This window comes from Burkholderia plantarii (assembly GCF_001411805.1).
Classification (GTDB): domain Bacteria; phylum Pseudomonadota; class Gammaproteobacteria; order Burkholderiales; family Burkholderiaceae; genus Burkholderia; species Burkholderia plantarii.
In genome coordinates, this window is sequence record NZ_CP007213.1 from 1 (window position 1) to 20,610 (window position 20,610).

Annotated in this window: 18 protein-coding genes; 10 read left to right on the top strand and 8 right to left on the bottom strand. The window is 66.5% G+C overall.

Annotated elements, in window-relative coordinates; translation table 11 throughout:
- Positions 1–100: 100 nt before the first annotated feature.
- Positions 101–763 (top strand): ParA family partition ATPase, encoded by a 663-nt coding sequence (parA, locus tag bpln_RS17815; RefSeq protein WP_042626797.1) that lies wholly within the window; start codon positions 101–103, stop codon positions 761–763.
- Positions 764–787: 24 nt separating this feature from the next.
- Entirely contained in the window at positions 788–1,837 is a 1,050-nt protein-coding gene (locus tag bpln_RS17820) for a ParB/RepB/Spo0J family partition protein (protein WP_042626798.1), read from the top strand.
- Positions 1,838–2,367: 530 nt separating this feature from the next.
- Here the strand turns inward: bpln_RS17820 and bpln_RS17825 are convergent.
- Positions 2,368–3,747 (bottom strand): replication initiation protein, encoded by a 1,380-nt coding sequence (locus tag bpln_RS17825; RefSeq protein ID WP_042626799.1) that lies wholly within the window; start codon positions 3,745–3,747, stop codon positions 2,368–2,370.
- Positions 3,748–3,830: 83 nt separating this feature from the next.
- Here bpln_RS17825 and bpln_RS35690 point away from each other — a divergent pair, with 83 nt between their 5' ends.
- Complete coding sequence (locus tag bpln_RS35690) at positions 3,831–4,025, top strand: hypothetical protein (protein ID WP_148654074.1); 195 nt, start codon at positions 3,831–3,833, stop codon at positions 4,023–4,025.
- Positions 4,026–6,219: 2,194 nt separating this feature from the next.
- The gene (locus bpln_RS17830; protein WP_042626801.1) at positions 6,220–7,410 is read left to right on the top strand and encodes a DNA-binding protein; all 1,191 of its coding nucleotides are present in this window, start codon (positions 6,220–6,222) and stop codon (positions 7,408–7,410) included.
- Between the two features lie 91 nt (positions 7,411–7,501).
- Here the strand turns inward: bpln_RS17830 and bpln_RS17835 are convergent, their stop codons facing one another.
- The 3 genes from bpln_RS17835 to bpln_RS17845 form a co-directional block, all read right to left on the bottom strand.
- On the bottom strand, positions 7,502–8,545 hold the full coding sequence (locus bpln_RS17835; RefSeq protein WP_055139574.1) for a tyrosine-type recombinase/integrase: 1,044 nt from the start codon (positions 8,543–8,545) through the stop codon (positions 7,502–7,504).
- Between the two features lie 133 nt (positions 8,546–8,678).
- Positions 8,679–9,065 (bottom strand): DUF2471 family protein, encoded by a 387-nt coding sequence (locus bpln_RS17840; protein WP_042626803.1) that lies wholly within the window; start codon positions 9,063–9,065, stop codon positions 8,679–8,681.
- Between the two features lie 145 nt (positions 9,066–9,210).
- A complete protein-coding gene (locus tag bpln_RS17845) occupies positions 9,211–9,816 on the bottom strand; it encodes a helix-turn-helix domain-containing protein (RefSeq protein WP_042626804.1) in 606 nt (201 codons plus the stop codon).
- A gap of 161 nt (positions 9,817–9,977) precedes the next feature.
- Here bpln_RS17845 and bpln_RS17850 point away from each other — a divergent pair, with 161 nt between their 5' ends.
- Positions 9,978–11,177: a glycine C-acetyltransferase gene (locus tag bpln_RS17850; RefSeq protein ID WP_055139575.1), complete on the top strand. Its 1,200-nt coding sequence runs from the start codon at positions 9,978–9,980 to the stop codon at positions 11,175–11,177.
- A gap of 12 nt (positions 11,178–11,189) precedes the next feature.
- Positions 11,190–12,233: an L-threonine 3-dehydrogenase gene (tdh, locus tag bpln_RS17855; protein ID WP_042626806.1), complete on the top strand. Its 1,044-nt coding sequence runs from the start codon at positions 11,190–11,192 to the stop codon at positions 12,231–12,233.
- A gap of 118 nt (positions 12,234–12,351) precedes the next feature.
- On the opposite strand, the gene bpln_RS17860 is transcribed toward tdh, so the two are convergent.
- Positions 12,352–12,978: a GNAT family N-acetyltransferase gene (locus tag bpln_RS17860; protein ID WP_055139576.1), complete on the bottom strand. Its 627-nt coding sequence runs from the start codon at positions 12,976–12,978 to the stop codon at positions 12,352–12,354.
- 127 nt (positions 12,979–13,105) lie between these two features.
- Complete coding sequence (locus bpln_RS17865) at positions 13,106–13,789, bottom strand: YceI family protein (RefSeq protein ID WP_042626808.1); 684 nt, start codon at positions 13,787–13,789, stop codon at positions 13,106–13,108.
- Between the two features lie 168 nt (positions 13,790–13,957).
- On the opposite strand from bpln_RS17865, the gene bpln_RS17870 reads away from it, so the two are divergent.
- On the top strand, positions 13,958–14,599 hold the full coding sequence (locus bpln_RS17870; protein ID WP_042626809.1) for a TetR/AcrR family transcriptional regulator: 642 nt from the start codon (positions 13,958–13,960) through the stop codon (positions 14,597–14,599).
- Between the two features lie 187 nt (positions 14,600–14,786).
- Positions 14,787–15,266 (top strand): nuclear transport factor 2 family protein, encoded by a 480-nt coding sequence (locus tag bpln_RS17875; RefSeq protein WP_042626810.1) that lies wholly within the window; start codon positions 14,787–14,789, stop codon positions 15,264–15,266.
- A 184-nt stretch (positions 15,267–15,450) separates the two neighbouring features.
- Here the strand turns inward: bpln_RS17875 and bpln_RS17880 are convergent, their stop codons facing one another.
- Positions 15,451–16,536, bottom strand: a complete 1,086-nt coding sequence (locus bpln_RS17880; protein ID WP_055139577.1) for a tartrate dehydrogenase — start codon at positions 16,534–16,536, stop codon at positions 15,451–15,453.
- A 132-nt stretch (positions 16,537–16,668) separates the two neighbouring features.
- On the opposite strand from bpln_RS17880, the gene bpln_RS17885 reads away from it, so the two are divergent.
- Entirely contained in the window at positions 16,669–17,580 is a 912-nt protein-coding gene (locus bpln_RS17885) for a LysR substrate-binding domain-containing protein (RefSeq protein WP_042626812.1), read from the top strand.
- A 408-nt stretch (positions 17,581–17,988) separates the two neighbouring features.
- Here the strand turns inward: bpln_RS17885 and bpln_RS17890 are convergent, their stop codons facing one another.
- Positions 17,989–18,699, bottom strand: a complete 711-nt coding sequence (locus tag bpln_RS17890; protein WP_055139578.1) for a FadR/GntR family transcriptional regulator — start codon at positions 18,697–18,699, stop codon at positions 17,989–17,991.
- 513 nt (positions 18,700–19,212) lie between these two features.
- On the opposite strand from bpln_RS17890, the gene bpln_RS17895 reads away from it, so the two are divergent.
- Positions 19,213–20,529 (top strand): MFS transporter, encoded by a 1,317-nt coding sequence (locus tag bpln_RS17895; RefSeq protein WP_420807392.1) that lies wholly within the window; start codon positions 19,213–19,215, stop codon positions 20,527–20,529.
- Positions 20,530–20,610: the final 81 nt, after the last annotated feature.

Sequence of the window (20,610 nt, forward strand, 5' to 3'; positions counted from 1 at the left end):
CCCGTCGGCCAAATGGCCAATCTTCAGCCTGTTCGTCACATATCCATTGAAATAAGAAATTCATCGGGTAAAATTTCAACGATCAAAACAGGAGCGAAAATTGGCAGCCGAAATCATTGCGGTCACGCAGCAGAAGGGTGGTGTCGGAAAAAGCACCATCGCCATGCACCTCGGCGCGGCATTCCATGAAAAAGGAAAGCGCGTCCTCGTCGTCGACGCCGACGGGCAAAACACGCTCATCCACTGGTCCAGCGCATCGGGCGACGCCGAAAACGGCATCCCGTTTCCCGTTGTGAACCTCGCCGAAGCCGGCGGCCAAATCCATCGCGAGATCAAGAAGTTCATCAACGACTATGACATCATCGTCGTCGACTGCCCGCCCTCGATCACCGAAAAGGTCTCCGGCGTCGTGCTGCTAGCCGCCACCGTGGCCGTGGTGCCGACGTCGTCGTCGCCAGCCGATTACTGGTCGAGCGTCGGCCTCGTGAAGCTGATCCAGCAGGCCCAGGTGATGAACGAGGATCTGCGCGCCGTGTTCCTGCTGAACAAGACTGAAGAAAAGCGCATGCTGACGCGGGAATTGAAGCGTGCGATCGAGGAACTGGGCTTCCCGCTGCTGAAAACCCAGATCCCCACGCGCGAGGCCTACAAGCAGGCGATGGCACTTGGCCAGACCGTCCTGCAAATGAACGATCGTGGCGCACGGCTCGCCGCCGCGGAAATTCGCGCATGCGCCGACGAGATCGTCGCCATGCTGCCCTGACTTTATGCGCATAAAGGACCCTGAATGAAACCCTCCCAATTCGCCAAAGGCTTCCAGGCGCGCCCCGATACGACGACCAGCGAAAAGCGCACGGCGCTCGACCGCCTGAATGCGATCGACGGCCTCGTGAAGCCGGATGCATCGGCACCGGCAAAATCGTCGAAGAAGGACATCCCCGTCACGATCGTGGAGACGCCGCCGGCCGAGCCGACCGACGAATCGACGCAATACCACGCGTGGCGCGTCGCCAACCGTTATCAGCCGGGCCAGATCATCGAACTCTCGCTGAAAGCGATCAAGGCCAGCCCGTTCAATCCGCGGCATTTCTATCTGAAATCGTCGATCGCCGAGCTTGCCGTCAACCTTGCTAAGCAAGGGCAGCAGCAAGCGATCCACGTGATTCCCGACTACGAGAATCCCGGCACCTTTTTCGTCAGCGATGGCGGCCGGCGCGTGCGTGCGCTGAAAGAAGCGAACAAGGAATCGGTGAAGGCGATCGTGGTCGATATCCCGATCGGCATCGAAAGCTACAAGCTTGGTTACGATCTGAATGTCCAGCGCGATTCGCAGACGGTCTTCGACAACGCCGTCGTTTGGCGCCGGTTCCTGGAAGAAAACTATTTCCAGAGTCAGAAGGAGCTGGCCGAGCATCTCGGCATCGACGAATCGACGATCGCCGTCGCGCTATCGATCGGCAAGCTGCCGGAAGCGGTGATGCAGGAAATGGTCACGCGCACCGATCGTTTCGGTTCGAACATGGCGTACCAGGTCGGTCGCTATCACACGGCGCGCGGGACCGACGCCACGCTGCGGCTGATCAACAAGATTCTGTCCGACGATCTGAGCACGCGCCAGGTTGCCGACATCGTGAAGGGCAGGGCGAACACGCAGGAGAACGCGAAGCCGGCTGGCCGCCAACGCTACGCGCAACGTCACGAGATCAAGATGAACGGCTCGACGGTCGGCGATCTGAAGTCCTATGGCGAGGATCGACTCGAGCTGCGGCTGCGCGGCCTGACGCGTGAGAAGCGCGATGAAATCCTGCAGCAACTCGAAAAGATGCTGTTGAACTGACGTCGCCGGTGGCCTCGCGCCAGTCGGCCAGCGATACCGATGGCGAACAGCGCGGGACGCACGCCAGACCGCGCAGGCCCAACAGGCGAATGTGCGCGGATCACACCGCCTCGCGCCAAGCGATCCAGACACCCCGAAGGCCGCACCGCGGACTTCGGGGTGTTTCCATTCGGCGGCCAACACGGCGCTCGTCAACGCAATCGATCTCCCTCGGCCGGGAAAACGACTTCCGCCAGCGCCGACAATCACGATGCCGATGCGCCGTTTCCCGCCATCTCCGCTCGTGTCGCTCGACGGGCACCCGACAGCCTCGATCCCCGACAGTCGGCGTCGGCTCGCCAAAGCGCCCCAGGCAGGAACCACACATCCATCGCACACGGCAACCACGCACACCCAATCAGCGCCTCGCCTTTCGCCCGTTCCACACGCGAATCCAAGCAAAAAAACCGAACCCGTTCAAAACAGGTTCGGCTTTTTAAAAAACTTCAGCGCGAAAGCAAACGTCGTCGCGAACTACCGCCTCACATTTTTCAAGCCGCGCGTGACTGGTTCAGCGTGAACGCGAGCAGATCGCCATCGGTCGGCTCGCCCCAGGTCTTCAGCGCGAGCCAGTCGAAGAACGCGGTTTCAACGAGTTTCGAATCGAGGCCGCGCCGGCGCCAGTCGTCACGCAGGTGCGAACCAAGCGCCGGCAGCACGTCGCTCTCGAACGAGGTGCGCGCAAGGTCGCGTTCGGCCTCGCCCTGTTCCTCGTAGAGCGCCTTCGCCTCCTTGCGGCGATACGCATCGTATTCGCCGCGCAGGCGCGCCTTCGGATCGTCGGCCACGCCGGTCGCCGACGCGACCGCCGCCAGCTTGCCCGCGGTGCTACCCGGCAATGCGTCGGCGGGATCGGCCACCGGCGGCGCATAGCCCTTCTTCAGCGCATCCTTGAACAGCGCCGCCGCGCTACGCACCGGCGGCAGTGTCGTGCTGCGCATCCGCTGCTCGGTCATCTGCAGCGCCGCGCGAATCCGGTTTTCCTCGCTGTCGGCATAGAGCGTCTGCGCTTCCTTCAGCGGGATGCCGATCTTCACCATCCGGTCGACAAGCGTGCTGTCGAACACGTTCGGATGTTCGTCGAGCGCGAGCATCGGCTGCTTGCGCTCCGACACGCGGAACTGGATCTCGGCCACACGGCGCCCTTCGCGGTGCTCGATCAGCTCGACGAAGATGTTCGTGACGGCGTTGACCTCGGCGATCGCCGGGCGCAGATAATCGCGCTTGAAATACTTGTACTCGCGCTTCGCTTCGTCGCCGGCCTCGGTGTCGGGCGTGCCCGACAGGATCGGGCGCCACCATTCCCACGGCTCGCGCATCGTCAGATGGCTCGGGTTCGTGAGGTAGCGCACGCAGATCTCGTAGAGCGCGAGGCCCGCGCTGCTGCGCAGCTGGCTCTGGAACTGCAGGCTCAGGCGTGCGTACTGCACCGGATCGAGCAGCTTCTTCTTGATCTTCGGCGCGAACGAGAATTCGACCCAGACGCGGCGCGTGGCCGGGTCTTCGAGAATTTCGGCATCGGCGATCAGCGTCGAGATGCCCCATTTTCGGCCCGGCTTCTGGCTCGAGGTGCCGGTACTCCACTCCACCTGCACCGACACCATGCGCCGCAGGTGTTCCTTGACGAGCGCGGTGTCGTTCGAATCGAAGGCGGAGTTCGCGACGATGTCGGACAGCAGCGCACGATAGGTGTCGCCGGAATCGTCGGCCTGCTGCGCCACGGCGAGCAGGACGTTGAAGAGCTTGCGGGTCAGCAGCGTGATCTTGCCGCTCTTCGGCTGAATGGCGATCGCCTCGACCGCCTTTCGCAATTCGGCGGAGCTGGCATTCACCACATCGACATCGGTTTTCTTCGCGCGCTTCGTGGCCATGCGTCGGGTCGGAGAGGGAAAGTTTCCCGCAAGGATAGCGGCTGTGGTGATGGTCGTCTATAAGTGCGGCCTCACCATAGGCGGTGAAGCGGGACGATTCTGGCCACCTCACCCCAGGCTTTTTCCCGGAAAAGCTCACCGGTGGAAATTCCGGTGATTCGCGCCTCACCTTGGCTGCCGCGGGTGACGCGGACGCGCATGATATCCGCACCGATCCCGACTCGTCGAGTCGTCTCCCGTATCGGCTCACCTCAAAAATTTTTATCGCGATCTGGTGACACCGGCGCGTCACGGTGATCGTCGCGTGGCTGTCGGGAATCACTTGCGCGATCATGCGCATCCGCTGTGGGACCGCGGATTGCCGGGCAGCGAGCCGGCCGGTACGGCACGACTCCATCGGCAAGATCCAGCAATCCCCGGTGCTCGGCGCCCCCGCCTCGCCGGCACACAGGCATCGCGAGCGGCCCGTGCAACCCCGGCCGCCAGGTCGCCAAGCATCGGCTGTGCTCTCTCGCCAGACCGGACATCCCCGAATCGGTATCTGAAACGCCGCCGAACGGCCGGCTCGGCGCCGCCCGAACCACGACGGTGCCGCCATCATCCCGGCGCACCGCCCATTCCGGCGTATTTCCGGCCCGTCAGCGGTTCGATTGGCCACGGCCCCCATCTCGCCGGTTCGATCTCCAGCGGCCCCGGCCATGACCGCGCGACCGCCGCAAACCGGTGTCCGCAGCATCCGCCGCCGATCGATTCCCGCGACCCGCACCACCCGCCACGCCGCATCTCGCATTGGAGCCCGCCAGACGCCCCTGTGCGGCCTTGGCAAGCCAACCTGCCGTCCCGGCGCTCCGTCAGGCCCGTCAAAAGCCCTTGAGAACGCCCAGGTGCGGGCGAGCGCCAGTTCCCCCTCACCGAACCCGGCGTGCACCGCGCCCGGTCCCCAATCCCTGTCAGGTGGCATCAATCAAGGCGCCAGACTCACCGCCGACGACAACCGGCATCCCGAATCGCCCCTCCGTGGCCACGAACGCGCGATCGATCCACAAAGATATCCACAGCCGGCCTTTATCCAGCACGCCCGGCGGGCCTGCCATTACACGCGACAAATACAGTTGTCCACAGCGAGAAGCGGGCCGACGCGACGGCATTTTCCCTGATCCGCGTCCCGCCTCCCGCAAAACCTCACCTTTCCGCCGAAACCGGTGAAACCCTCCTGCAAACGAAAAGCACCGACATACGGGGCCCCACAGCCCGAAGCCTCCCGAAAACCCTCACCTTTGGCTTTCCCGCTCGGGCACCCATCGCGTTTTCCATCCTCCCGAAAACGCTCACCTTACGCGGAACGAGGTATAAAACATCAATGATTTCATGAGGTTACCTATTGTCCGGCAATCTCGCGACGATCGGGACAAGATCCCGGAAATCCTCACCTTTGGCGAATCCTCGATGCCCGGTCCGCTCCGATTCGGTCCTGAAAAACCTCACCTCTTGCGAAATTGGCCATGAAAAATGCGCCTCGACACCCACTCCCGGCGAGGGTTTGCGGGTAAGTGGACGCCCACTGTTCCCGAAAAGCCTCACCTTTCGCATTTTTTTGACTGTGATACGCTCCCGAAAAATCTCACCTCAGACCATTTTCGGCCTGGATTTCCGAGGTCCTGAAATCGCTCACCGATCCCGGGACTGGCGCTGAATTTGCAGGCAAAGGCTCCCGAAAAGCCTCACCTTAGGGGCTTCAAGGCCTGTGAAGCTGCTTAAAACGGTATTTTTTCCCGTAAAGGCTCACGTCAGCCCAGGCCCGAGTCCCGAGAACGCTCACCTATGCCTAATCGGTGGGCAAAATCCGCGCCAAAACGGAGGCGAACGAAGGTCCCGCAAACCCTCACCTCTCGGTAAACGCCATGAAACGGGGCGATTCAGGCACCATGCGGGGGCCGCGGGCACAGCCCTCCCGAAAAACTTCACCTTTCGCACCGGCTGCGCGAGACTGTGATCCTGAATCCGCTCACGATCTTTCCCGCAACGGCTCACGCTGATCCCCGAACCCCATCACTTCGGGTCCTGCAAAAGATCACCATGCTTCCCGCAAAGCTTCACCTTGTCGGCCGCAATCCCTTACCCAGTAAGGCTGTGCGGTGGCGTTAACGTTTTTAACAAGGGTTCAAGGGTGTTTACTTTTATTACTCTCTAGGCGCCACCCGCGAGTTTCCTGAAACATCGCTTCTTTCCCCCTCCGTCCCTGTGAAACATCCCCATATTTTTGAAAGCAGGATGCTTTGCTTGTAGAAACAAGGGGTTAGCACAGAAAGTTCGATTTGTTTCACGGCATTCGACGAACTGACACGGTAGCGGCGGCTGTGGCACACCCAGGCATGCCATCTGCGAACAATTTTCGCCAAGCACAAGAAACGCGTATTGTTCGCTACGTATTTCGTTATGATTGGTACGTTTTGCTTTTCTGCCAATCGAACCATGACTCCCGACCATCCGCTTCGCCAGACCATTCGCGAAGAACTCGACGCGATGCGCGCCACCGGCGCGCGCCGGCAGGACCTCTCGCTGCACGCCTGCAAGCGTCTGTTCTTCGATCTCGGCGTCCGGCCATCGGCCGCCAACGTCCGCGAACTGACCCAGACCGGCAGCGCCGGCGACATTCCGAAAGACATCGACTTTTTCTGGGAACGGATCCGCTCTGCCTCGAAAGTTCGGCTCGACGGCAGCCATCTGCCGAAGGCGCTCGAAGGCAAGGCCGGCGAACTGCTCGGCGCGCTCTATGACGAGGCATTGAAGGAAGCGCGAACCGCGCTCGAGGCCGAACGGCAACTGGCCGACGACCAGATCGCCGCCGCGGTGCAGCAGGTCCGCGATGCCGGTATCCGGCACGAGACGCTCGAAGCCGCGCTCGCGCGCAGCGAGAACCGTGCGGAACAATTGCAGGCGAAGCTCACCGAAGCCGAAATCCAGCTGGCCACCGCGTCGCTGCATGGCAGCGCGCATCACGACTCGCTGCAGGCGCTGACCCAGCGGCTCGAAAACGAAAACGAACTGTTGAACCGGCGGCTCGAGGCCGAGCAGCAGCAAAACGCGTCGCTGCGCGAGCGGATCGACGCGCTGCACGTCGAGGCACGCCAGAACACCGAGCACTATGCGCAGCAGATCAAGGATGCGATCGCCGAGGCCGAGCGCCGCGTCAAGCCGATGCTGGTCGAGCTCGATTCGCTGAGAAGCATGGCCGGCACCTACCAGGCGGGCCTTCGCGACGTGAACCGCAAGGAATTCGAGTTCTTGCAGCAGCTCAGCGCCGCGAAGGCGCGGGCCGACCGGCTTGACGAGCAGCTGCGCGGCCAGGGCGACGAGTTAGCCGCCGCAAGTCGCGAGATCGAGACGCTGCGCGCCGCACAGGGGATTCCGCCTGAAATGGCCGCGCTGTTGCAGCGGCTCGCGAACGCTGGCCAGCTCGATGCATCGGCGTTCGAGGCGATCGGCACCTCGCTCGATGCGCACGTCGCGCTGCCGGCGCGCTGCCCGAAATGCGATGAAGGCGAGCCCGAGCTGTCACACGCGGCCGACGGCTACGAACTGCTGTGTCCCGAATGCGAACATGCGTCCGGCGCCTGTGCCTCGCGGCTCGAAGCCGTCGCACAGTTCAGCCGGATCGGTTGATCGGCCGATCGGCGGCGCGCCGATTGTGCCAAAGGTGAGGAAAAACGGGAGGGGAAAGGTGAGGGCCTGCGGGAACGAAAAGCTCACGCCTTCAGACCAGGCCGGGCTCCGAGGCCGATGACACCACGGTCTCTTCGTCTTCGGCGGCGGTTTTTTCCAGGTTGCCGCGCCAGCTTCGCCACGCGCGATGCAGCCGGTTCGCGGACACGGCCTGCATGAAGCCGAGCCAGTGGCCGACGCGCTCGGGCGTGACGCCGTTCTCGAACAGCTCGGCCGCGAACGTATTGCGCAGCGTCTGCGGGCTCGCGCGCGCGACGCGCGACGCGGTGATATCGGCCGCTTCGATGATCGCGTCGACCGCGCGCAGCATGGTCGCCTTGTGCATCGGCCGGCCCGCGAGCGATGACGGAAACACGAGATCGCCGGGAATGTCGCAGCGGCGCCGCTCGGCCAGCCACGCGTCGAACAGCGCGATCGCGAACGAGGCGAGGTGCGTTTCGCGTTCGAAATCGGGATGGTTCGACGGAATCCGCACCGCCGGCTCGCCCGGTTTCACGCAACTAATGGTGAGCGCGCGCGCTTCGCCCGTTTTCAGTCCACCACCGAGGAACGCGGCCACCAGCGCCCGGTCGCGGCGTTCCTTCCATTGCGACATGCCAATGGTCGGCAAGGGCGAAAACAGATAGGCGAGCAGCGCCGCGCGCTCGGATGGCGAGAGGAAGCTGGTGGGTTCGTTGTCGCGCGCGCGGCGCCAGCTTGCTTCGCCATCCTGAGCAATGAAGCGGGCCGGATTCGTCGAGCCGAATTCGTTGCGGCGCACGTGATCGAGCACGCGCTCGATCAGCCGCAGATAGCGCACACGCTGCGTTTTTTTGATCGGCAACTCGCCGACGAAATTCGCGATCGACTGGGTGTCGACGGTCGCGAGCGTCTGCTGCCGTTCGGCGAGCCAGGCGAGGAACGCGCCCCATTGGGCGCGATACACGTCGGCCGACGAACGCCGAAACGCCTGGGTAGCGAGCCACGCGTCGAACGACGCGTTCGGTTGGGCGACCCAGTCGGCCTCGGTGCCGTCGAACAGATCGGGTTCGGCGGCCTCTGGCGTTCCGGTGGCCCCGGAGCTTGGGAGGGACATGTCTATTAATCCGTTAGTTGCTTGTTTGAGCGTAGTGCATGAGCGCCGGTTCGGCCAGTCGGCGGCGCCGGTGCTTCGCTGACCGGGCGCTATCGCGCCGGCCGGCGGCTGATTGACCGGCGAGCGCCCGGCTTCAGCCGCCCCAGATCCGCACGCGCCGCGGCCGCTTGCTGGCGACGGGCTGCGCCGGCCCGAGCGCGGGCTGACGCGAGGCGGCCTCGAAGGCCGACACGGCATACGAGAGCACGGCCGGCAGCGCGTTCGATTGCGCGACGTCGATCGGATCGTCGGTTTCCGGGAAGTGGAAATCCTCCGGCCGCTCGAACAGGCAGCGGACGAACGGATCGTGCCGCGCCGCGAAGCCGAGATCGGCCAGCGCCTCGGCCTCGATCGCCTGCAGCAGCCGCCACGTCAGCGGCACCTGCTGACGGATGTAGCGGGTGGCGATGTGGCGAACGATTTTCTCCATGTCTTGCGCCGCAGCCTTGAAGCTGAGCGCGGCCAGGTCCTGTTCGGTCATAGCGGGCTCCTCATGAGCCTGTACTGTACAAATATACAGTGGATTGCGCAACTGGCGGATTCGACAGGACCGGCGCGGAAAGCCGGCGCCCGCGCGGCGTCTGGAGGGCGGGGGCGGACGTGGATCGCGGGGAATCGGCGACGGATCAGCGGTGGATCACGATCAGCAGCGCCTTGGCCTCGCCGCGCCCGGCGTTGCGGATCGCGTGCGGCGCGTCGGCCGCATAGCGCGCGGTTTCGCCCGTCTTGAGGCGGCGCGAGGTGGTGCCGGCCTCGATCTCGATCGCGCCGGCCAGCACCGTCAGGTGCTCGCGCGTGCCGGGCTCGTGCGCGTTCGAGACCAGCGCCCCGCCGGCCGGCAGCGTCAGCTCATACCACTCGAAGCGGCCCGCCAGCTCGATCGGGCCCCACACGCGCAACTGGTATTGCCCGTCGTGGCCGGCCAGCGTCGGGATGTCGTGCAGGCCGTCCACGCGAATCGTCTCCGGCGATTTCGGCGGCGCAAACAGTTCGTCGAGGCTGATGCCGAGCGCGTTGGTCAGCCGCCATGCCACCGCGATGGTCGGATTGGCCTTGTCGCGCTCGATCTCCGAGAGCATCGATTTCGACACGCCGGCCGCGCGCGAGAGGTCGTCGAGCGTCAGCTTGCGTTCGTTGCGCAGCCGTTGGATCGTCTCGCCGACGCGCGGCGGCGTGGCGGCATCCGTGGCCGGCGCGGGGGCGCCGCGGCGCGTGGCGGAAGAACTTGCCATTTGTGGTCCGTTCGCTTAGAGTCGTTCGATATCTCGAACTCGTGTTCGAAATACAGGAAAAATACGGTAAACCTAACGGGCGACTATAACAGTAGCAGGCCGTGCGGCGGCCGCCACGAGCGAGCCGGCCGCGCGCCGATTGCCCACCCAGGAGCAAACAGATGCGTGATGCCTTCCTCGCCCACGTGCGCGGGACCCTCGACCAGATCCGCGCCGACGGTTTCTACAAGACCGAGCGCGAGATCGCCAGCCCGCAGGCGGCGGACGTGACGCTGGCCGACGGCGCCGGCGTGCTCAATTTCTGCGCGAACAACTATCTCGGTCTCGCCAACGACACGCGGCTCGTCGCGGCCGCGCGCGCGGGCCTCGAGCGCGACGGCTTCGGGATGGCGTCGGTGCGCTTCATCTGCGGCACGCAGACGGTCCACAAGCGGCTCGAGGCGGCGATCTCGGCGTTCCTCGGCACCGACGACACGATCCTCTATTCGAGCTGCTTCGACGCGAACGGCGGCCTGTTCGAGACGCTGCTCGGCGAGGAAGACGCGATCATCAGCGACGAGCTGAACCACGCCAGCATCATCGACGGCGTGCGGCTGTCGAAGGCCAAACGGTTCCGCTACAAGAACAACGACCTGCAGGATCTGGAGGCGAAGCTGCAGGAGGCCGACGCGGCCGGCGCGCGCTTCAAGCTGGTGGCTACCGACGGCGTGTTCTCGATGGACGGCATCATCGCCGACCTGAAGGGCATCTGCGACGTGGCCGAGCGCTACGGCGCGCTGGTAATGGTCGACGATTCGCACGCGGTCGGCTTCATCGGCGAACACGGCCGCGGCACGCCCGAACATTGCGGCGTGGCCGATCGCGTCGACATCATCACCGGCACGCTCGGCAAGGCGCTCGGCGGCGCCTCGGGCGGCTACGTGGCGGCCCGCCGCGAAATCGTCGAGCTGCTGCGCCAGCGCTCGCGCCCGTACCTGTTCTCGAACACGCTCGCGCCGAGCATCGCCGAGGCCTCGCTCGCCGTGCTCGAACTGCTCGCGAGCGACGAGGGCGCGCGGCTGCGCGCGCAGGTGCGCGAGAACGGCGCGCGGTTTCGCGCGAAGATGAGCGCGGCCGGCTTCACGCTGGTGCCGGGCGAACATCCGATCATCCCGGTGATGCTCGGCGACGCGCAGGTGGCCACGCGCATGGCCGACGCGCTGCTGGCCGAGGGCGTCTACGTGGTCGGCTTCTCGTTCCCGGTGGTGCCGCGCGGGCGCGCGCGGATCCGCACGCAGATGAGCGCGGCGCACACGCCCGGGCAGATCGACCGCGCCGTGGACGCGTTCGTGCGCGTCGGCAAATCGCTCGGCGTGATCTGAGGAGACGGCACGATGAAAGCGCTGGCAAAACTCGAACGGGGCCCCGGCCTCACGCTGACCGACGTGAAGATGCCCGAGGTCGGCCATAACGACGTGCTGATCAGGATTCGCCGCACGGCGATCTGCGGCACCGACATCCATATCTGGAAGTGGGACGACTGGGCGCAGAAGACGATTCCGGTGCCGATGCACGTCGGCCATGAATACGTGGGCGAGATCGTCGAGATGGGGCAGGAAGTGCGCGGCTTCGCGATCGGCGACCGCGTGTCGGGCGAAGGCCACATCACCTGCGGCTTCTGCCGCAACTGCCGTGCGGGCCGCAGGCATCTGTGCCGCAACACGGTGGGCGTGGGCGTGAACCGCGAGGGCGCGTTCGCCGAATACCTGGCGATTCCGGCCTTCAACGCGTTCAAGATCCCGCCCGAGATCTCCGACGATCTGGCCGCGATCTTCGATCCGTTCGGCAACGCCACGCACACCGCGCTGTCGTTCAACCTGGTCGGCGAGGACGTGCTGATCACGGGCGCCGGGCCGATCGGCATCATGGCCGTGGCGATCGCGCGGCACGTGGGCGCGCGCAACGTGGTGATCACCGACGTCAACGACTACCGGCTCGAACTCGCGCGCAAGATGGGCGCGACGCGTGCCGTGAACGTCTCGCGCGAATCGCTGCGCGACGTGATGCACGAGCTGCACATGACGGAAGGTTTCGACGTGGGGCTGGAGATGTCGGGCGTGCCGAGCGCGTTCACGAGCCTGCTCGATGCGATGAACCACGGCGGCAAGGTCGCGCTGCTCGGCATCCCGCCCGCGCAGACCGCGATCGACTGGAACCAGGTGATCTTCAAGGGGCTCGAGATCAAGGGCATCTACGGTCGCGAGATGTTCGAAACCTGGTACAAGATGGTGGCGATGCTGCAAAGCGGCCTCGACCTCTCGCCGATCCTCACGCACCGCTACGCGGTGGCCGACTACGAACAGGCGTTCGCGTCGATGCTCTCGGGCGAGAGCGGCAAGGTGATCCTCGACTGGAGCGCCGTGCCGGCCACCGCCTGAGCCCTGCCGCCGGATGCGCCCGCATCCGGGCGAATCCTCGATGCCGCTGTCGGCGCGCCGCGCCGGCGGCGGCATTTTTCATGAACGCGGGGCGGGCGTGCCGCCGTCGTTGTCGCCGTCATTTCCGGCGCCCGCACGAGGCCAGCGTGACGAGGCGCGGCCCCGATTCGGCCAGCGCGACGGGCCGGTTGGTCGGCCGGCACAGCATCGCGCTGTCGTAGCCGCGCCCGGGGAAGCGCACCACGTCGGCGATCTCGAAGCCGAGGCCCTGATAGAACGCGAGCAGATGGGTGGCCGGCTGCGGCGTGTCGAGCGCGAGTCGCGCATAGCCGCGCGAGGCGGCCCAGCGCAGCGCGTAGGCCACCAGCGCGCGGCCCACGCCGCGCCCCTGCCAGACCGGGTCGACACCGAACTGCCGGAGGCTCGCGACGTCGCGGCTGCGATAGAGGTCGTTCGAGGCGGCGCCGTCGCGCTCGTGCAGCGTCATGGTCGCGATCAGATGGCCATGGCAGGTCGCCACGAAGCAGGTGCCGGCCAGCGCGCGCTGGCGCGTGGCGGCGGCCGGCTGGTCGACGCAGGGGCAGTTGAGCCCCATCGCGCCGAGCCGCGCGAACGCGCGGTGCAGCAGGTCGGTCAGCGTGTCGTAGGCGTCGCTCGCGGGATCGAAGCGCCGCAGCACGATGCGATCGTGCGGCTTCGGCAGGTAGGCGGTGATCGGGGCGGGGGCGAGACGCGGAGTCGACATGGTGTTCCCTGGACCTGATTCGGTTGTCCGAAGTGTAGGAACGCGCGGTCGCGCCGATCAAGAAAAAATCTCGTAAACACTGCGCGCTGCGGGCTGACCCGCGGCACGCGTGAATCCTTGGCAAGCCTTATCGGGCGGGGCTTTCAGCGCTCTGGGCGCCGTCGGTCGCGCCCGGCGGCGCCATCTCGAACTCGGCCTCGATCCGCACGCGCACGTCGTCGCCGACGGCCGGATACCAGGTCGGAATGCCGAACGCGGCGCGGCTGAACGTGCCGTTCGCCGAGAAGCCGACGGTCGGCTGCTTCGTCAGCGGATTGCGCCCGTAGCCGTTGAACGTGACGGCCAGCGTGACCGGCTGCGTCGTGCCGCGGATCGTCAGGTTGCCGGCCAGCTTGCCGGTGTGCTCGCCGGTCGGCGTCCAGCCGGTGCTGTCGAAGCGGATCGACGGGTAGCGCGTGGCGTCGAGCGCGTCGCTGCCCGCGATCATCCTGTCGAGCACGGGGACGTTGGTGTCGATGCTGGTCGCGTCGATCGTCGCGCTGACCTGGCTCAGGGCCGGGCCGCCGGCGCGCCAGTCGAGCACGGCGCTGGCGCGGTCGAAGCGCATCGTGAAGCGCGAATAGCCGAAGTGCGAGACGTCGAAGCCGACGCTCCAGTGATGCGGATCGAGCGTGTAGCGGCCGGCCGGCACGTTTTCCGTCGCCGTGCTCACGTGGTGCGTGAGCACCGCCACCGGCGTGCAGCCGACCACGACCGCCAAACCGACGCTGCCTGCCAGCGCGCGCCAGCGCGCGTCGAACCGTCTGATCATGTTCGTCTCCTGTCCATGTCCATGCACGATAGCGCATCCGGGCCGGGCGGGCCGGATCGCCGCCGGCAAAGTTCGGCGGCTGCGACCGTGGTTCGGCGATGTCATCGATTCGACAGATTTCATCGACGGGCATTGACAAGGTGGAATGATCGTTCTACCTTATGCGACATGAACGATACGACCCAACGATCCCCACGCGCCGCCGAGGCGCCGGACCCGCAAGCCGGCGGCGCGCGCGAGCGGCTGCTGGAGGCGGCCGAGGCGCTCGTCTACGCGGGCGGCATCCATGCGACCGGCGTCGACGCGATCGTCAAGCGCTCGGGCGCCGCGCGCAAGAGCTTCTACACGCACTTCGAATCGAAGGAGGCGCTGGTGGCCGCCGCGCTCGCGCGGCGCGACGACCGCTGGATGGCCTGGTTCATCGACGGCACGCTCGAGCGCGCGCGCACGCCGCGTGCCCGCCTGCTGGCAATGTTCGACGTGCTGCACACGTGGTTCGAGCAGCCCGACTTCCACGGCTGCGCGTTCATCAATGCGGCGGGCGAGATCGGCGACGTGAACGATCCGATCCGCGGCGTCGCGCGCTATCACAAGGCGCGGCTGCTCGACTTCGCGCGCGAGCAGTGCGAGGCGTTCGCGCTGGCCTGCGGCGCGCCGCAGCGCGATGCCGTGCGGCTCGCGCGCCAGTGGCTGGTGCTGATGGACGGCGCGATCGCGGTGGCGCTCGTCAGCGGTGACGCATCGGCCTCGCGCGACGCGCGCGACGCCGGCGAGGTGCTGCTGGCCGCGTTCGAGACGCGCGCCGGCTGACGGCGCCGCCACGGAAACACGAAGGCGCGCGCCACGCGGCGCGCGTCACGACACCCGGCCGCGCTGCCCGCGGGCCACGGCGGGTGCGGAGATGACCAAACGCCGGGCGCGGTTGCCGGCACCATGAAACCTGCCGCGCGATGGCGCGACAGCTTGTTTGCAGTCCTCACGAAGCCAGGAGAATCCGATGTCTGAAGTCAGCGAAGTCCGTCCGCCGGTGCCGCCGTTCACGCGCGAAACCGCCATCCAGAAGGTGCGTGCCGCCGAAGACGGCTGGAACACGCGCGACCCGCAGCGCGTGTCGCTCGCCTACACGCGCGACAGCAAGTGGCGCAACCGCGCCGAATTCGTGACCGGCCGCGAGGCGATCGTCGGCCTGCTCACGCGCAAGTGGGCGCGCGAATTCGACTATCGCCTGATCAAGGAGCTGTGGGCGTTCGACGGCAACCGCATCGCCGTGCGCTTCGCCTATGAATGGCGCGACGACGCCGGCAACTGGTTCCGTTCGTATGGCAACGAGAACTGGGAGTTCGACGAGAACGGCCTGATGGCGCACCGCCACGCGAGCATCAACGATCTGCCGATCCGCGAGCAGGACCGCCTGTTCAAGTGGCCGCTCGGCCGCCGGCCGGATGATCATCCGGGCCTGTCGGACCTCGGGCTGTAACGCTTGCGGCGCGGCACGCGATCGAGCTTGCGACTCACTGCTTGATCACGCTATCCGGAAGGTGAGCCGATACGGGACCGGAACACGCGCCGAGGTGAGAGTTTTCGGGACCTGACGAACGGTGCGGCCGGCGCCCCGCGCGGCTGCACCGTTCGTTTTTTTGGTGACGCGTCGCGCGTCTGCGTCAGCCGAGCAACTGCGCGGCCACCGCCTCGCCCACTTCCCGCGTGCCGGCCTGGCCGCCCAGGTCGCCCGTGCGCGGGCCGTGCTTCAGCACGTGCTCGATCGCGGCGAGGATCGCGTCGTGCGCCTCGCGCTCGACGCCTTCGCCATGGCCGAGGAAGTCCACCATCATCGCGGCCGACCAGATCATCGCGATCGGGTTCGCGATCTCGCGCCCCGCGATGTCGGGCGCCGAGCCATGCACGGGCTCGAACAGCGACGGGAACCTGCGGTCCGGGTTCAGGTTCGCCGACGGCGCGATGCCGATCGTGCCGGTGCAGGCGGGGCCCAGGTCGGAGAGGATGTCGCCGAACAGGTTCGAGGCCACCACCACGTCGAAGCGGTCCGGGTTCAGCACGAAGCGCGCGCACAGGATGTCGATGTGCTGCTTGTCCCACTTCACCTCGGGATAGCGGGCCGCCATCTCGGCCGCGCGCGCGTCCCACCACGGCATGCTGATCGCGATGCCGTTGCTCTTGGTCGCGACGGTCAGCTGCTTCGCGCGGCGCTGCGCGAGATCGAACGCGAACTTCATCACGCGCTCGGTGCCGATGCGCGTGAACACGGCCTGCTGCACCACGAACTCGCGCTCGGTGCCTTCGAACATCGCGCCGCCCACCGACGAATATTCGCCCTCGGTGTTCTCGCGCACGATCATGAAATCGATGTCGCCGGCCTTGCGGTTCGCGAGCGGGCTCGGCACGCCCTCGAACAGCCGCGCCGGCCGCAGGTTCACGTACTGGTCGAACTCGCGGCGGAACTTCAGCAGCGAGCCCCACAGCGAGATGTGATCGGGCACCGCGTCGGGCCAGCCGACCGCGCCGAACAGCAGCGCGTCCATACCCGAAAGTTGCGTTTTCCAGTCGTCGGGCATCATCTGGCCGTGCTGCGCGTAGTAATCGCAGCTGGCCCAGTCGATATGGGTCGCCTCGAAGCGGATGCCGAAGCGCCGCGTGACCGCGTCGAGCACGCGCATGCCTTCCGGCATCACCTCGCGGCCGATGCCGTCGCCGGGAATCACCGCAATCCTGTAGACCTTCTCGCTCATCGCCGTGCCTCCTCGTCGTCGTCATGATCGAAGGTGCGCGCCGGCAAGCCCCGGCGCGCACCGCATCCGCCTAGTGTATTGATTCCGTGCCGGATTAGAATCGGTATCCGGTTAAACGACTTTCCACGAATCGTGAATAAAGCACCGAATCTCGACGACCTGCGCGTGTTCAGCACGGTGGTGCGGCTGGCGAGCTTCAGCGCCGCGGCCGAGCGGCTCGGCGTCTCGCCCGCCTACGTCAGCAAGCGCGTCGCGCTGCTGGAGACGCAGCTGGGCACGCGACTGCTGCATCGCTCGACGCGCCGCGTGGCCGTGACCGATTCCGGCGAGCGCGTGGTGGCGTGGGCCGAGAAGATCCTCGACGACGTCGATCATCTGGTGGAGGACGTCTCGACCGCGCGCACGGTGCCGCGCGGCACGCTGCGGATCTCGAGCAGCTTCGGCTTCGGGCGTCACGTGCTCGCGCCGGCGCTGCTCGACTTCAATGCACGCTATGCGCAGATCGACGTGCGGCTCGATCTGTTCGACCGGCTGGTGGACGTGGCCGGCGAGGGCTTCGATCTCGACGTGCGGATCGGCGACGAGATCGCCGAGCACCTGATCGCCCGGCGGCTCGCCGAGAATCATCGCGTGCTGTGCGCCTCGCCCGACTATCTCGCGAAGCACGGCGCGCCGCGCCAGATCGCCGATCTCGGCGCGCATCAGTGCCTCGCGATCAAGGAGCGCGATCACCCGTTCGGCGTCTGGCGGCTCACGCAGCGCGGCGAGACGACTTCGGTGAAGGTCGGCGGCGCGCTCTCGACCAACCATGGCGAGGTGGCCGTGCAATGGGCGCTGGCCGGGCGCGGGATCGTGCTGCGCTCGATCTGGGAGGCCGGGCCGCTGCTCGCGAGCGGCGCGCTCAGGCGCGTGCTGCCCGACGTCACGCAGCCTGCCAACGTCTGGGCCGTCTATCCGGCGCGGCTCGCCGCGTCGGCGAAGGTGCGCGTCTGCGTCGATTTCCTCGCGCAGGCGTTCGCGCAATGGCCCGGCGCCACCGCCTGAGCGCCGGCGAAGCCGCGTGGAGCCGCGCGTTGGGCCGGCGCGGGCACCAACGGTGAAGGTTTTCGGGAGCCCCCGCCAGACGCCCGCGTGAAGTGCGCCCGATCACGTCGATGGCCTCACCCCAGCGTTCGCGGACGGCGCTCGACTCGGGCGACAGTTCACGCAAAAACCCCGAGAAGCCTGCCCGGCGGGCGTTTCCGCGTTTCGGCCGCACCGTGCGACAGCAACGCGTGCCGTAAGTCCGGTGAGTTCGCTCACCGTTGCACATGCACTCAAATCGTCGTTCGCGTGCGAAAGGTGAGTATTTTCGGGAGATCGGCCAAGGCGTGAAAAACGCGTCGCCGTTTGCGAAAGTGAGGCACGGCTGGACCGGCGCCTCACGTTTCACGGCGGCGGCAGCGGGCCGCCTCAGCCTGGCGGATGGCTCGTGTCGTGCGCCTGCTGCAGGCGTTCGCGGCTTTTGGAGAGATGCACGCGCATTGCCGCGCGCGCGTCGTCCGGGTCCTGGCGCTCGATCGCGCGATAGATCCAGCGGTGTTCGTCGAGCACGTGGCGCAGCCGGTCGATCTGGTCGAGTTGGGCAAGTTCGGCACTGCCGAGCCGCGTGCGCGGGCTGGCCGAATGGCCAAGCTGGCTCAGCACGTCGACGAAATAGCGGTTGCCGCTCGCCTGCGCGATCTGCTGGTGGAACTCGATGTCGTGCGCGAGCGTGTCGGTGCTGCCGCGTTCGAGCTCGGCCTCGAAGCGCTCGAGCGCGGCCTGCATCTGCCGCAGGTTCGGCTCGGTGCGCCGTTTCGCGGCCAGCGCCGCCGACGCGGCCTCCACGTCCATGCGGAATTCGAGCACGGCCATCGCGTCGAGCATGTTCGACAGGTCGGCGGTAGGCAGTTGCATCGTCGCGTCGTTGCGCGGCGCGAGCACGAACGTACCTACGCCGTGCCGCGTCTCGACGATGCGCGCGGCCTGCAGGCGCGAGATCGCCTCGCGGATCACCGAGCGGCTGACCGACAGCTGCTTCATCATCGCGACCTCGGTGGGCAGCCGGTCGCCGGGGCGCAGCGTGCCGCGGCGGATTTCTTCGGACAGGGACGCGACGACCTTCTCGGACAGGCTGCTCATGGATGGCTTGCGGTGGGCGGGAATCGGGGGGGCTTGGCGGCGGGACGCTCGGCGATGTCATCCGATGTCCCGGCACGCGGCATCATAGCCGCAAACTTTTCGGATGACGACATTCGGGCGCGTTTGCGGCCTGAATATCGGGAAATCACAGAGAAATGCCGGGCGTTGCGCGCCTGTCGCGCGGCGGCCGGAGACCGCGTCGGATCATCTGACGACAGACTGTGCGGCGGACCACCACGCTGCGCCCATTTGTCAATTTCTTCTTGTTGTCAGACGTCCTAGCATCTGGAATGACATTCCGCGTGTCGAACCTGGCGGCGGCCCGTGACAGCCTGTAGAAAGGCTCGGAACACTACAGGGTTAACGCGGCTAACCGACTTTCCGGTCGTCAGACTACAATGTCGTCAGACAACGTATCACGACGATGGCCGCCCGAATCGGCTCGCTGGTGCGTGAGGTTCATCCGGCCGTGCGCGGCCGTTTCAGGAGACATCGTTGACAGCAGCTCTCGGCATGGCAGCGACCCCGCTCGATTCGGCGGTCACGAAGGTGATGCGGCACGTGATGCCCTTGTTCCTGATCATGTTCATCGCGAACTACATCGACCGCGTGAACATCGGCTTCGTCAACGCGCACATGCACGCCGACCTCGGCATCGGCGCGGCCGCCTACGGGTTCGGCAGCGGGCTGTTCTTCGTCGGCTACGCGATCTTCGAGGTGCCGTCGAATATCCTGATGCAGCGCTTCGGCGCGCGCGCCTGGCTCACGCGGATCATGGGCACCTGGGGCATCGTCGCGGGCCTGATGGCGTTCGTCTGGAACGACACCTCGTTCTACGTGCTGCGCTTCCTGCTCGGCGTGGCCGAGGCCGGCTTCTTCCCCGGCGTGGTGTTCTACTTCACGCAGTGGCTGCCGCAATCGGCGCGCGGCAAGGCGGTGGCGATCTTCCTCGGCGGCTCGGCGTTCGCCTCGGTGCTGTCCGGGCCGATCACGGGCGGCCTGCTGTCGATCAGCGGGCTCGGCCTGAAGGGCCGGCAATGGATGTTCCTGATCGAGGGCGGCTTCTCGATCGTGCTGTGCGGCGTGAGCTGGCTGCTGCTGAAGTCGCGGATCCGCGACGCGCACTGGCTGACCGCCGACGAGCAGCACGCGCTGCAAGCGACGATCGCGGCCGAGCAGGCCGAGCGCGACGCGCGCGGCAACGCCCACGCCCCCACCGCGAAGCTGCTGCGCGATCCGCAGATCCTGCTGTTCTGCTTCCTCTATTTCGCGATCCAGCTGACGATCTACGCGGCCACCTTCTGGCTGCCCACCATCATCCGCAAGATCGGCGGCCTGTCCGATTTCCAGGTGGGCCTGCTCAACGCGATTCCGTGGCTGATCGCGATGGCGGCGATGTATGCGTTCGCGCTGGCCTCGGCGCGCTGGAAGCACCAGCGCGCGTGGCTCGCCACGGCGCTCGTGATCGCGGCCTGCGGCCTGTTCGCCTCGACCACCGGCAACGCGCTGCTGTCGTTCGTCGCGATCTGCTTCGCCGCGATCGGCTTCAAGGCCGCCTCGTCGCTGTTCTGGCCGATCCCGCAGGGCTACCTCGATGCACGCGTGGCGGCCGGCGTGATCGCGCTGATCAACTCGCTCGGCAACCTCGGCGGCTTCTTCGCGCCGGCCGCGTTCGGCTACCTGCAGCAGCACACCGGCTCGATCAAGGGCGGGCTGTACGGCCTGGCCGTCGCCTCGCTGATCGCGGCCGTGGCGGGCTTCTTCGCGCGCAGCCGGCCGAAGGGCGACGCGGAGCCGGAAGCCGGCGCGCTGTCGAGCCGGCCGCGCTGAACACCCGATCCGATTCCGGGCGGCGCCCGCGTGGCGCCGCTGTTTTCCTTCACTCCCGGCGCTGATCGCAGCGCCTTTTCC